Source organism: Pontibacillus yanchengensis (genome assembly GCF_009856295.1).
GTDB classification, from domain to species: Bacteria; Bacillota; Bacilli; order Bacillales; family BH030062; genus Pontibacillus; species Pontibacillus yanchengensis_A.
In genome coordinates, this window is record NZ_WMEU01000005.1 from 163110 (window position 1) to 177070 (window position 13961).

The 13961-nt window shown below is 37.2% G+C and carries 13 protein-coding genes; 11 read left to right on the plus strand and 2 right to left on the minus strand.

All coding sequences use genetic code 11. The annotated features are described in order from the left end of the window. Positions 1-21: 21 nt before the first annotated feature. Together GLW08_RS15505 and GLW08_RS15510 are read left to right on the plus strand one after the other, a co-directional pair. Positions 22-423, plus strand: coding sequence for an OsmC family protein (locus GLW08_RS15505; RefSeq protein ID WP_160849558.1), 402 nt, complete (start codon positions 22-24; stop codon positions 421-423). Between the two features lie 105 nt (positions 424-528). Next, positions 529-1332, plus strand: a complete 804-nt coding sequence (locus GLW08_RS15510) for a YfkD famly protein (RefSeq protein ID WP_160849559.1) — start codon at positions 529-531, stop codon at positions 1330-1332. A gap of 75 nt (positions 1333-1407) precedes the next feature. Here GLW08_RS15510 and GLW08_RS15515 read toward each other — a convergent pair whose 3' ends face one another. Next, complete coding sequence (locus GLW08_RS15515) at positions 1408-2307, minus strand: mechanosensitive ion channel family protein (RefSeq protein ID WP_160849560.1); 900 nt, start codon at positions 2305-2307, stop codon at positions 1408-1410. 165 nt (positions 2308-2472) lie between these two features. Here GLW08_RS15515 and GLW08_RS21680 point away from each other — a divergent pair, with 165 nt between their 5' ends. The 5 genes from GLW08_RS21680 to pdaA all read left to right on the plus strand — a co-directional run bounded on the left by GLW08_RS21680 (position 2473) and on the right by pdaA (position 6757). Further along, the gene (locus GLW08_RS21680; protein ID WP_202406361.1) at positions 2473-2622 is read left to right on the plus strand and encodes an SE1561 family protein; all 150 of its coding nucleotides are present in this window, start codon (positions 2473-2475) and stop codon (positions 2620-2622) included. A 453-nt stretch (positions 2623-3075) separates the two neighbouring features. After that, complete coding sequence (locus tag GLW08_RS15520; RefSeq protein ID WP_160849561.1) at positions 3076-4140, plus strand: AimR family lysis-lysogeny pheromone receptor; 1065 nt, start codon at positions 3076-3078, stop codon at positions 4138-4140. Then, the gene (locus tag GLW08_RS15525) at positions 4137-4295 is read left to right on the plus strand and encodes a hypothetical protein (RefSeq protein WP_160849562.1); all 159 of its coding nucleotides are present in this window, start codon (positions 4137-4139) and stop codon (positions 4293-4295) included. Before GLW08_RS15520 ends, GLW08_RS15525 begins: the two co-directional genes overlap by 4 nt. 234 nt (positions 4296-4529) lie before the next feature. After that, a complete protein-coding gene (locus GLW08_RS15530) occupies positions 4530-5846 on the plus strand; it encodes a Na+/H+ antiporter family protein (protein WP_160849563.1) in 1317 nt (438 codons plus the stop codon). 101 nt (positions 5847-5947) lie between these two features. Then, positions 5948-6757 (plus strand): delta-lactam-biosynthetic de-N-acetylase, encoded by an 810-nt coding sequence (gene pdaA, locus GLW08_RS15535; protein ID WP_423808632.1) that lies wholly within the window; start codon positions 5948-5950, stop codon positions 6755-6757. Positions 6758-6797: 40 nt separating this feature from the next. Here pdaA and GLW08_RS15540 read toward each other — a convergent pair whose 3' ends face one another. Further along, positions 6798-7580: a methyltransferase domain-containing protein gene (locus GLW08_RS15540; protein ID WP_160849564.1), complete on the minus strand. Its 783-nt coding sequence runs from the start codon at positions 7578-7580 to the stop codon at positions 6798-6800. 459 nt (positions 7581-8039) lie between these two features. On the opposite strand from GLW08_RS15540, the gene GLW08_RS15545 reads away from it, so the two are divergent. The 4 genes from GLW08_RS15545 to GLW08_RS15560 all read left to right on the plus strand — a co-directional run bounded on the left by GLW08_RS15545 (position 8040) and on the right by GLW08_RS15560 (position 13922). Next, the gene (locus GLW08_RS15545) at positions 8040-8825 is read left to right on the plus strand and encodes a nucleotidyltransferase domain-containing protein (RefSeq protein ID WP_160849565.1); all 786 of its coding nucleotides are present in this window, start codon (positions 8040-8042) and stop codon (positions 8823-8825) included. Positions 8826-8861: 36 nt separating this feature from the next. Further along, positions 8862-9731, plus strand: a complete 870-nt coding sequence (locus GLW08_RS15550) for a DNA-3-methyladenine glycosylase family protein (protein ID WP_160849566.1) — start codon at positions 8862-8864, stop codon at positions 9729-9731. 313 nt (positions 9732-10044) lie between these two features. Beyond that, positions 10045-11496 carry a glycogen synthase GlgA gene (gene glgA / locus GLW08_RS15555; protein ID WP_160849567.1) on the plus strand — a complete coding sequence of 484 codons (1452 nt, stop codon included), beginning with the start codon at positions 10045-10047 and terminating at the stop codon, positions 11494-11496. Further along, positions 11496-13922: a glycogen/starch/alpha-glucan family phosphorylase gene (locus GLW08_RS15560; protein ID WP_160849568.1), complete on the plus strand. Its 2427-nt coding sequence runs from the start codon at positions 11496-11498 to the stop codon at positions 13920-13922. The genes glgA and GLW08_RS15560 overlap by 1 nt, the downstream gene beginning before the upstream one ends. Positions 13923-13961 lie beyond the last annotated feature (39 nt).

The window sequence follows — 13961 nt, forward strand, 5'->3', positions numbered from 1 at the left end:
TATATAGAAGGAGTGAGCGACATGGCAGAATTACAATTTTATCTAAAGCACGACGGAATTCGTACATCAACAGATTTCGGAGCACTAAATATATCCTCAGATGAAGAACAGGGGTTTAGACCGTTCCAACTAATGGTCTCCTCGATTGCAGGGTGTAGTTTATCAGTGTTTCGAAAAATCTTAGATAAACAGCGAGTGGAATACGAAGATATTAATGTGAAAGCAGAAGTAACACGTAATGAGGATGAGGCCAATCGAATCGAGAAGATTCATCTTCATTATGTTATTAAAGGGAAGCACCTAGACGAGGACAAAATGTTCAAAAACCTTGAGACCTCTCAGAAAAACTGTTCAATGGTTCAGTCCGTTAAAGATAGTATTGAAATAGAAGAAACATTAGAGTGCATTGAATTAAGTTTTTAAAAGAACAAACAGAAAGCCTTATTCTCTTTTTAGGGGATAAGGTTTTTTATGCATAACATACAGCTCTGACGAAAACACTAAGCAAAAAAGAAAGGGCTGTGAAAGATGAAAACATCCATTAAATCATTTGTCATCTTGTTATGTATTTTATTCACTGTAACGCCTGCATTTGTATATGCTGAGGACGTGAAAGAGAATAAGTCTACAGATAAAGGTAAGGTTCCGAGCCATGTGTTGAATATTTCTAAGGAAAACACATATCCAAATTCGACTCAAGATCAAACTGTTCTAGAACCTAGTGATCTTACCCGAGAATTATTAGAGGAATCAGAGGTTACCATCAACAATCCAGAATTGATGAAAATGTTAAATGAAACAAGTTTAAAACCATCCCCAGTTGCAATTGGTTACAGAGGTATGGTGTATATGGGACATTGGCCGTTAAATTATGAAACGAATGAAACGAGTATCAATTGGCAGTATCAAAAAATCAATCAAAATCAACTCAATAATATGGGTGGTAACGAGACCAAGAAATTAAATTATAATCAAGAAGAAGAGAAGCATGTTAAAGGTGGATTAACCGCTAAAATCAGCAATGCTGATGACATTAAAAAAATGATGCTGCTAAAAGCACAGAAAAACATAAATCTTCCCCTTGCCTTCCATACCGTGTTCGGTAGAGGAACAAAGAAAGCAAATTCATACGGAATTCCTCCCAAGAAAATAGGTACTCTAGAAGCATATGCTCCAGCTGTGAATGAAAAAGGAACAGTAACATTTGGTGAAGTGTATTTAGAGCTAAAAGGTTCAAAGAAAAACATCGTCGTAAAAAATGTGACAAAGCAAGGTATTGGAGCATGGATTCCAATTCAGGACCACGTTTCTTATAACTTTAGAATTCAGTAATTAAAATAAAAAAAGAGCTTGGATCCAAGCTCTTTTTGTTTGGGATTATTTAGATAATCCATTATACATGCAAGTTTATTCTTCCTCTTGGCTTTCGTTGCTTTGGGATTGATTAAACTGCTGATAGGGTAGTTCAATATGTTGAAGGGACATTCTCACATCATTGTCGAACATTGTTTCGGCAATGATTCGTTTTGTTTCTTTAGAAGCGGTCCAATACACTAAATCTTCTGTTAGACCAATAATGGTGTACTCATACCCTTTATGTTCATGATTCAATGAGGTCATTCCATATACTTGGAAAGGTTGTATCGGGTTATCGGTCAAATCTTTTTTCAAGTATTGGCCTAACTCTTCGTTAAGTGTCTCACAAGTTTCTTCTAATAGGCTGAAAATCCGTTTTGGATCTTCATTAAAACTAACGGTTACTTTTTCTATGACACGCATATGATCAATGTTGTAATTTTCTATGGACGTCACTAAACCATTGCTCACCGTTAATAGTTTTCCACTCCACTCACGGAGTTTCAAAAAACGAAGTCCGATATCTTCGACTGTACCATGAAACCTCTCGTTAATTGTAATAAAGTCACCCTTATGGAGCTGTTTTTCGTAAAGAAAGAATATGCCAGATAACAAATCGCGAATTAAACTTTGAGCACCAAAGCCTAAAATAATACCAATGACTCCAGCACCAGCTAAGACGCTTCCAACTTTAATTCCTATCTGCATAAGTACAAAAACAATAAAGCCAATTGTAGCGGCGTAGGAAATCAGGGAATTAATCATCGCCTCTAACGTTTCTTCTTTTCTCACTTCAATAAAATGGGTTTTCTTGAAAAAGGATCTAATGGAACGACGAATAATTAAGATACTAATGTATAAAATAATGGCAACCATAATTACTTGTACAACAGGATTAGAGAAAAATGCCGTAACATTCTCCCACCAATCAAAACTATTGAGAAAATTCATCTCTTTAATCCTCCTAGAACACAATTCATAGCCTCCATTATAGCATGTACGTTTTCTTACCTCTATAAACTCGAACGATGATAGACAAAAACATGCTTTTCTACTACGATAATATAGGCGCAGAAACTCGAGAATGACAAATAATACAGATAAAGGGAGTTAATCATGAGTAACGAGGCAAAAATTGAAGAATTAAAACTTCGACTCTCTTCTTTCATGTCACGCATCGATGAAATGGATCCAGAAGAAACATCTGTAGAAGATGTGGACAAATTGATTTCTATGCTTGAAGAATTGGAAGAGGAATGTAAGTAATAGAGAAGGTGTTAGCGAATCTAGTAGCTAACACCTTTTTATATTTGCCTACGTCGTGTGGGCCGAAGCAATACGATGCTAAACGGGCGCACTGAGCTTCTGTTCATAAAAATGGTGTCAAAAGACTCAATTGAGAGAGAAACATTACATATAAGAAAATAGAACTAGAGGCGAAGTTTTTCCTATTTACACGCTAGTTCATAGAATGCTGAAGTTAAAGGCTTGGACATAGAAAAAATCAACTATATTATGAAAAATAGGAAAAAAACATGATAGAATTTCTTCATTTTACAATAATTGAATGGAAAAATGGTTCAATTTATATTAGTATGAAGTATAAGATGGTCATTCAGTTGTATTGACGTAAACAAATATCTAAGCGTTTATACCTGATAGGGTACAAACATCCTATGTTCACATAAGCACTAATCTTCTATATAAGGGGATCATACAATGACTCAAGAAGAAAAAAAGACTCATGCATTTTCTTCTGAACAATTGGAAACGGTTTATAGCATGATTGGCTCAAACGAACCAGCCCTATTCTCTGTTTTACAGCAACTATCGAAGAAATATGACGAAGAAACCAAATTACAATTAACTAAAGAATTCTGCTTGAACTGCCATTCTGATGAAAATTCCAGGGTAGGTATGGAGTTTCTGTATATGAATGGGTTATACTCTGACCTAAAAACGCTGATTGATAAGAATGCTTTATCAACTAATAGTTTGAATAAGGAATTGGCTGATATTTATTCATTCATGTTAAATCGTAGAGTGAATAAAGAAGGAGATATACTTAAGTTTACAAATGAATATTTATTTAACGTTCAAGATTCTACTATAGAATGTTTAATAATCTTTATGAAAATTTATGGTTACTATGAGAGACTTGAATATGAAATGTTTGAAAAGTATCAAGAAGAATTGACAGAAAAGTTACTGAATGTGGATAATACACTGCTTAGAATTTACTTTCAGATTAGGGAAAATGAATTATTATATATTTTTCATTGGAAAAAAAACGAAGTGAAGATTGCTCGTAAGTATGCTTTGAACATACTTGAGAATACATTAAATCAAGAGAAAAAATGTGATGTTTTAGTAGATTTGGGATTAACATATATATTCGAAGATTATGATAAAGCTATGAACTATGTCGAAACGGCATTAGAAAATGCTTACAGCTATAATCTAACCTATTATATAAAAGGAATAAAGAATAACGTAATACCGTTTATTTGTGCTTATTTCAATAAATTAGAAGGCATTCATACTGAAGATTTAGAGGAAAGAGCTCATATCCTCTTAAAAACTGGAAGAAAAAAGGAAGCTGCAACATTACTAAACAATCTAGAAAATAAGTCACCTTTTCAAGAGTATTTCTTGGGTTTAGCGATTGATAGTGTGGATCTATTAAATAGTTCATATAATAGATTTATTAAAGAACAGAATGATTATTTCTCTGCACAATTTCCTAAAAAGGAATTAGAAGCAAGGGGGGTGAAATTGCAATGAAAAAATTAATGATGTTAGTAGCTGTTATGCTAATCTCTGTAGGATTTACTTTTGGTACTGATCAGCAACAAGGCACTCTTTCAGAGGAGAGTTATTCAGTAGCGGCAGGCCAAGTTGAAATCATGTACAACCCTTATATTAGCGTAGTTGGTTAAAGATTGTAATACGGTAAAAGTGAAGTTCATCTTCGCTTTTACCGTATTTTTATTTGTGAAATTGTAGGGTGATGAAATACCCATATCATCAGTGATATTTTTTCATGACTTTTAAATAATTTCAAAACAAAATTTAGGGTTGATTTTTTCATCCTCCTGCTTTATCATATTAAATCGTTAACGAAATAATACGATAACGTAATAATAGATTTGATAAGAGGGAGGTTGGTGAGTATGTTAGCCTGGGCTGTTGTTGTGTCTGTTCTCGTTATGGCAGTGCTTAGTTTACTTCGTGTGAACGTAGTGATTGCAATGTTGGCTGCTGGTTTGACGGCAGGATTAATGACAGGGTTATCCCTTACCGATGCAGTTAAAATGATTGTAGAAGGCATGGGTGGACAAGCGGATACGGCATTAAGTTACGTGCTGTTAGGTGCGTTCGCTGTGACGATTGCTTATTCTGGTATTACGAAAATTTTAGTTCGAAATCTGGTTTCAGTTCTGAAAGGGAAGCGCGTCATGCTATTATTTGTGATTGCAGGTGTTGCTTCGTTATCTCAGAACGTCATTCCAGTTCATATTGCATTTATTCCGATTTTGATTCCGCCATTATTAAAGTTATTTGATGATATGAAAATGGATCGCCGTGGGGTAGCTACTGCTCTTACGTTTGGGTTGAAAGCTCCTTACTTGATGATTCCAGCTGGCTTTGGACTTATTTTTCATAAAACCATTCGAGATGCAATGAATTCAAGTGGGGCGAGTATTGGACTTGGTCAAATCGCACAAGCTATGATCTTGCCTGGTATTGGTATGATCCTAGGATTAATCGTTGCCATTTTATTCACGTATCGTAAAACGAGAGATACAAAGGCTATGCCTAGTGAGTATCAAGCAGAAGTTGCAGCAACTAGTGAGGAGAATACAGAGCCATTTGGCATGCGTCATGTACTCACGTTAGTCGCTATTGTCCTAGCGTTAGTTGTGCAAATTGTAACTGATAGCTTGATACTTGGAGCTTTAACTGGATTAGTTGCAATGTTCTTCTTTTTTGTTGTTCCGTTTCGAAAAGGGGATCAAGTTATCTCAGATGGAATTAGTATGATGGGTACCATTGCTTTTGTGATGCTTATTTCATCAGGTTATGCGAATGTCTTGAAACAAACAGGTGCCGTGGATGCCCTTGTCCAGCAGACTTCAGGAGCGATAGGGGATAATCATTACATTATTTCCTTTGTACTGCTTCTCGTAGGTTTGCTAATCACAATGGGAATCGGCTCTTCATTCGGTACGATTCCAATTTTAGCAGCATTATATGTACCTATTTGTATGTCTGTTGGTTTTTCACCTATTGCGACAGCGGTATTAATAGGGACAGCAGGAGCTTTAGGGGACGCTGGTTCTCCTGCGTCTGATAGTACCCTTGGCCCAACATCAGGTCTGAATGCAGATGGTAAGCATAATCACATTTGGGATACATGTGTACCAACATTTATTCACTACAACATTCCATTATTTATTTTTGGCTGGATTGCTGCAAATATATTCTAAATAAAGAACTGTCATCAACTTTGATGGCAGTTTTTTTATTATGTATGGAGAAGTATAAAAAATCCCACTTGAAAAAAACTATATAAAAAGTGGGTGATTATTTGAGGAAGCTAATTCTTTTGATACTTACAATATTTACTCTTATATCTATGTTACCCATCCAATATGCAGGCGCATACAGTGATCGGAGTCATGGATGGGGATACAGTAAAAGTAAGAATCATCAACCTCCTAATCCAGGTGGATATGGGGATATGTTAAGGAAATATGGAGGGTATTATATTGACCCTACAGATGAAAAAGTTGTGTATTTAACGTTTGATAATGGTTATGAGCAAGGCTACACAGGAAAAATACTAGATGTACTAAAAGAAAAGCAGGTACCTGCTACCTTTTTCGTAACGGGGCATTACGTCAATAGTGCCTCTGATTTAGTCCAACGTATGGTAAAGGAAGGGCATATTGTTGGGAATCATTCATGGAGTCATCCTGATTTTTCAAAAATGAGCAAAGAACGGATTGAGAAGGAACTGACGAAAGTGGAGAAAGCAGTAGCAGCGATTACAGATCAAGAATCAATGATGTATTTACGTCCGCCAAGAGGAACCTTTAGTGAGAGAAGTCTATCTACAACAGAGGAGTTAGGATATATCACAATGTTTTGGTCCTTAGCTTTTGTGGACTGGCATACAAACCAACAAAAAGGCTGGGAGTATGCTTATAAAAGTGTGGTTCAGCAGATTCATCCTGGGGCAGTTATGTTGTTGCATACTGTATCTGAAGATAATGCTGAAGCTTTGGAGCATATGATTGATGAGCTGACGAAACAGGGTTATCAGTTCAAAAGTCTTGATCATCTAGTGATGAAGCAGTTACTTCCTGAACCTATTTCAGAAAATTTTGGTCTATAGAGCATAGATAAGTCCTGGCTTTCACATGTTAGCCAGGACTTTATTTTTGCAGGACTACTGTTTTACATGTGTAAGGGATTGGAAATGAATCATGTTCTATTGAATTAAGCAAGAATAATCGTAGTTCATCCATGATTCTTGATTTTATATAGTTACTCGCTTCAATTGTATGTTGTAGTACTGTGTTGATCCAGCTTTTTAATGTGAAATCCACGTTGCACATGAAGCTCCATTCATCAATGATAGAGAAGCCAGCTTTCCTCCATTCTTCGAACCATTCAGGTGGAAAAAAAGAATGACTATGCTCTTCCGATGGAAAAGTATGGGTAGCTAGTGGTGTTCGTCCGTACATAGATAGTAATTCGTTTGTATGATAAGCAACACATTCCTGATCAAGTCGACAGTTTGCATCTAAAATAAGTAAATATCCTTTTGGTTTTAACACTCTGTCTACTTCACTTAGCACCTTATTTCGATCTAAATGCTCCCAATGATTACATGCATAAACGATATCAAAACTGTCTTTTTCAAATGGAAGGTATTCTGGGTTGCCTTTAATATAATGTGCTTCAGGATTTTGTTTTTGGGCAATGCTTATTTCCTCTGGAGAACAATGAATCCCTTTCACATCAGCTTGTAGGTTTTGAAACGCTTGGGTTACAAATCCATGTCCACAACCAAGCTCTAGAATGTATGCGTTTTCAATTGAAACGCCTCTTATGTAAAGCTCCTTGCAGAAATCCTCCATGTAATGGTTTGAGGATTTATCTTTAGTAGACCTCCAGCTCGATTCAGTATCTATCTTATAATGAGTGTGGCTCACATTAATCACTCCTAACGAATGTGATAATGTTTATGGATTATAACCAATCCTTTAGAAGAAAAAATATAAGATGTGGCCCATATTCCAGTATCTATCTCCAATCCTTTCCATAGCTCACATTCAACCTATGAAGAGGGGGGATCCCGTTGTGGATGCATTTTTTTCTTTTAAAAAGATTTATATATTAGCAGAATCCTTGCGCATGTTTTTCCGTCACGTTTTATCTTAATATATAAATTACTATATAATCTAAAGGAATGCAAAAAATTCTGATAATAAGCTTCATTCAACAGTAGTACTTACATGAATATGAAGTTTTGTCTATGACTATTCCTCCGTATATTGTTTCTAGTTCACTAATACAGGGAAAACATAATCTTGATTCACAAGCGTTGTTAAACGAAGAGTATATGTAGAACAATTTTAAAGGGAATGCAAGAACAAAAGGAGGATGTATAATTGGTACCTGAGCAAGTAGAATCTTTACTAACAGAATATACAGAGAAATTGAACAATCTTCCTAGTGATGTAATAAAAGGGGTTTATTTATATGGTTCTCTAGCTTTAGATGCTTTTGAAGAAGAGAACAGCGATATTGATTTTATTACGATTATAAATAGACCTTTGGTAGAGGAAGAAGAGGAAAAGCTACAGCAACTTCATGTAGCATTAAAAAATGACTATCCATTTGGTAATGTAATGGACGGCGTATATATGCTTGATAGTCAAATTGGAAAATATAATGAAGAATTGGAAGCATATCTGTATTGCGAGGAAGGGGAACTTAAGAGGGGACATTGGGATATTAATGCGATTACTTGGTGGGTTCTAGAACACCATGGTATAAAAGTGATTGGGCCTGATGTGAGTGAGCTACCGCTGGAAACATCTTGGAACGATGTGAAAAAGACGTTACGTTATAATACCGAACATTATTGGCCTAATAAGAAGTTAATTCAGCTTCTTAATGACGATGATGCCTTATTTGCGATTGAAACAAATGCGCGTATCCTTTGTACACTTGAACAAGAGAGTGTAATCCCTAAAACAGAAGCATTACAGGTTGCGAAACAAAAAGTTGGAAGAGAATGGGGGCAGCTCCTAGATGAAGGGATGCTCTTGAGAACGAACCATGAGAACTCAGCAACATCTCATTATTCTTCCCCTTTAATGAGAGCCCAGGTTATTATGAACTTTATGGAATATATCCGACAAGAATGTCGACCTTACTATCAAATTACGTAAATTCAACATGATAGATGATAAAGGAGGTATAAGTATATGTGGTCAGAGGAAGTGACAGCAAATAGTTTTTATGATTTTGATTACACGTTACTTCGTTTTAGCCTTGACCCTTTAAGTAAATTAGATCGAGATGAGCGATGGGTAGATGTGCCCGTCCAACTAGGTAAAGAACAACACGTCGTTCGTGTACAGGCACTAGGAAAGACGAGTGATCCTCTGTTTCAAATATCAAGTGAATCGAAAGAGCAAAAGGAAAAGCTTTTGCATCATATTAAAGCACTTTTTCAATGGGACCGTGATTTGGAAAAGGTTCATGAGCATTTTCTAGATACAAATTTGGACCAACTTTTTAATGCTCATCCAGGCACTCCAATTGTGAAGGATTTCCACCTATATGATTGTTTGATGAAGGTCATCATTCATCAGCAACTCAATATGAAATTCGCATACACTCTTAGTACTCGCTTTGTGCAAAACTATGGGAATAAGAAAGACGGCGTATGGTTCTATCCATCTCCTGAAACAGTAGCGCAAATTCCTTATGAAGAACTACGAGAACTACAATTTAGTCAGCGAAAAGCTGAGTATGTCATTGACACATCGCGTATGATTGTTGATGGAGATTTAGATTTACAGGAGTTAGCTGAACTACCGGATGAGGATGTTATGAAGCGTTTGAAGAAGGTACGAGGTGTTGGCCCGTGGACTGTAGAAAACTGGCTAATGTTCGGAGTGGGAAGAGAAAACCTGTTACCAAAAGCGGATATAGGTATTCAAAATGCTCTGAAACACTACTTCCAAAAAGAAAAGAAGCCTTCTCAAGAAGAAATAGTGGAGATGAGTAAAGGATGGGAGCCTTATCAAAGTTATGCATCCTTAACATTATGGAGAAGTATAGAAGGATAACTTAAGCACAACCAAGTCCAACAAGGGCTTGGTTGTTTTTTTATGTATTCAAAAAAATTTATGTCTGTATGTCCCTCCTAATTTATTATCATCTTTTTCATTCGTTTCACATACATATCTTTGTATGAGCATGTATTGTACACATCGTAAGAGTACGTCTATTTTTCTACATAACACTACAGTAATGTGCTGGAAAAGTGGTAGTGTCAAGGACTACGTTCCATTTTGAGATAACTGTTAGATGGATAAGGAAGGGGATGAATCGATATCGTACTTCCTGGCATCGGAAAGTCAATTAGAGGGGGAGCAAGAAATGAATATATTATTTGTAGCTTCAGAATGTGTTCCATTTAGTAAAACAGGTGGGTTAGCAGATGTGATTGGATCGTTGCCAATATCGTTGCAAGAACAAGGTCTTGATGTGAGAGTTATTGTCCCTAAATATAAATCCATACCTGACTATTGGAAGAATCAAATGAGAGAGAAGCATGTCACAAATGTTTCGCTTGGTTGGCGAGAACAATATTGTGGTGTGGAAGAACTAGAAATAGACGGGATCCATTATTATTTTATTGATAACGAATTCTACTTCGGTAGAGATTATATTTATGGTCAAGGAAATGACTATGAGGAAGCGGAACGATTTGCCTTTTTCTCAAAAGCTGTACTCGAGAGTTTACCAGCACTAGATTTTCAACCGGATATTCTGCATGTGCATGATTGGCAAACGGCGTTAACTAGCTTGTATTTACAAACTCAATATGCACATAAGCCTTTTTACGAGCAGATGAAAACGGTTTTGACGATTCATAATTTAAAGTATCAAGGAGTTTTCCCTGCCGACGTCCTGGGTGATTTATTGGAACTAGGAGAAGAGTATTTTACCTCAGAACAGCTTGAGTTCTATGGACAGGTTAATTTCTTGAAGACTGGGCTTATTTATGCTGATTATCTGACAACAGTAAGCGACACATATGCACGGGAAATTCAACAGCCAGCGTATGGGGAAGGATTGGAAGGGGTGCTTCAGAAATGCTCAAGCAAATTAGTGGGAATCCCTAATGGAATTGATTATCGTTCCTATAATCCATATCAAGACGTACATCTTCATGCTAAACGAGGTGTGTATGATTGGAAATCAGAGAACAAGCGGGTTGTTCAAGAACGCTTTGGACTTCCCAAGCTAGAGGTCCCTATGCTTGCGATGGTTACACGCTTGGTGGAACAAAAGGGGATCGACTTATTGACGCATGTAATCGAAGACCTTCTCGAAGAGGACATTCAAGTTGTCATCGTAGGGGAAGGGGAAACGTATTATGAGGAATTATTGTTAGATATTGCAGCATATTTTCCGAAGAAAATGGCGTTTCAACCTTCTTTTGATGAAGCCTTATCGCACCAAATTTATGCTGCTTCTGATTTACTACTTATGCCATCGAAATATGAACCATGTGGAGTTAGTCAGTTGATTGCTCTTCAATATGAGACGGTGCCAGTAGTTCGAGAAACTGGAGGACTGAAGGATACAATTCATTCCTATGATGAACGCACGGGAGATGGGAATGGGTTTAGCTTTGAACATTATAATGCGGATGAAATGCTCCATACGATTAAGAGAGCGTTGGCATGTTATGAAGATCCTTTCGTTTGGTGGAGAATCAATCAGAATATCCGAAAATGTGATGTGAGTTGGACTCAGTCTTCATTACGATATAAGAACCTTTATGAACGTGTTTGTGAGCTGAATGAGGCGGTGGTGTTGTAGTGTTTCAGCATAAAAACTCCTTTAAAGAAGCCTTTCTAGAGCGCTTAGTTAACATACATGGCAAAGGTGTAGAAGAGACTACACTTGCTGACAAATATGTAACGTTAGGTTCAATGGTAAGGGAGTATGTAAGTCGAAACTGGATAGCTACAAACGATCAGTATCGTGAGAACGGGGATAAACAGGTTTACTATTTGTCCATGGAATTTTTGCTAGGGAAACTGTTGAAAAGTAATTTGATGAATCTCGGCATTAGAGACGTTTGTCAGGAAGGCTTCGCTGACTTAGGTATTGACCTTGAGGAAGTGGAAGCCCAAGAACCGGATGCTGGACTGGGGAATGGTGGCCTAGGTCGACTAGCTGCATGTTTCTTGGATTCCATGGCTTCTCTTCATTTGCCAGGGCATGGATGTGGTATTCGCTACAAATATGGTTTGTTTGAACAAAAGATTATTGATGGTTATCAAGTGGAAATTCCGGATTACTGGCTCAGAGAAGGTAACGTATGGGAAGTTAGAAAGTCAGATAAAACAGTTGAGGTTCGTTTTTGGGGAGAAGTGCAATCTAGAGAAGAGGGTGGAACTATCCACTTCGACCACGTGAATTATGAGCCGGTCCTGGCTGTACCATATGATGTGCCTGTGGTCGGCTATCATAATCAAACAGTTAATTCTTTACGTCTTTGGAGTGCTGAATCGGCTATAAAGGACTTTGACTTTGGACACTTGAACCATAAGCATTATCATAAAATGATTGAGTATAAGCGCGCTACAGAAGCTATTTCTGAATTTCTTTATCCTGATGATTCAACGCTTGAAGGGAAGCAACTCCGTCTGAAACAACAGTATTTCCTGGTATCAGCGAGTCTTCAGAGTATTCTATGTCGATTTAAGCGGATGCATCCGAATATCAAAGAGTTACCAAAGAAAATTGCCTTGCACATTAATGACACACACCCAGTATTAGCAGTACCTGAACTGATGAGAATATTAATGGATCAAGAGGGGTTGAGCTGGGAAGCGGCATGGTCGATTACGACCGAAACCATCTCTTATACAAATCACACGATCTTAGCAGAAGCACTAGAACGATGGCCAATTGATATTATGAAACCGTTGCTACCTCGTATTTTCATGATTATCAATGAAATCAATGAACGGTTTTGTCGTTCCTTGTGGGATGAATATCCAGGAGAATGGGACCGGATCAGAGGAATGGCTATACTTGCAGATGGATACGTAAATATGGCGAACCTAGCTATTGTAGGAAGCCATAGTGTGAACGGGGTTTCAGAATTGCACAGCACCATTTTAAAGCAGGATTTAATGCACAATTTTTACGAGCGTGAACCTCATAAATTTAACAATAAGACAAATGGGATAACACATCGAAGGTGGCTCATGCAAGCAAATCCAGGTTTGACGAGCGTTATCAAGGATACGATTGGTACCTCTTGGGTGGAAAACCCGTCCGACCTTATCCAATTGGTCCCATACGCTAATGATCCAGGGTTACACGAACAATTAGAGCTTGTGAAAAAGCACTCAAAAGGAAAACTTGCCAACGTCATCCAACGTGATTATGGGATCAAAGTAGATCCGAATTCCATTTTCGATGTTCACATCAAACGCATGCACGCCTATAAGCGACAATTACTTAATGTATTTCACATTATGGATTTATATCGTCGATTGAAGGAAAATCCAAATGCATCAATCACACCTCGAACATTTATTTTTGGTGGGAAAGCAGCACCGAGCTACCATCTTGCGAAGAGCATTGTGAAGCTTATCCATACGATAGCGAATGTCATAAACCATGATACGTCTATACGGGACCAAATTAAGGTAGTCTTTATTAGAAACTATGGAGTATCTGACGCAGAGCTTATCATCCCAGCGGCTGACATTAGTGAGCAAATATCAACAGCAAGTAAGGAAGCATCAGGAACCGGGAACATGAAGTTTATGATGAATGGAGCCATTACGATTGGTACAAACGATGGGGCTAATATCGAAATGGCTGAAGCAGTAGGGATGGAGAATATTTTCTTATTTGGTTTAAAGCCTGAAGAAGTCTTAGCTTATTATGAACATGGTGGGTATCATGCTCGAGACCTTTATAATCGTGACCCTAGAATTAAAACGATTCTCGATCAAATGGTTAATGGAACATTTGTAAAAGAAGATGTAGACTTTAAATCAATCTATTATAGCTTAATAGATTATGATGAATACTTTGTTTTGAAGGATTTTGCATCCTACATTGAAGCTCAAGCAGCCATAGCAAAATGCTACAAAAACAAAACAGAATGGCTGACGAAAAGTGTCTATAACATAGCTAATTCAGGCATATTTTCAAGTGATCGTACGATACGAGAGTATGCAAATGGAATATGGAATGTGAAACAGGTGTTGATTAAATAAAACATGAGCCCGGATGTGTTGATACATCCGGGCTCATGT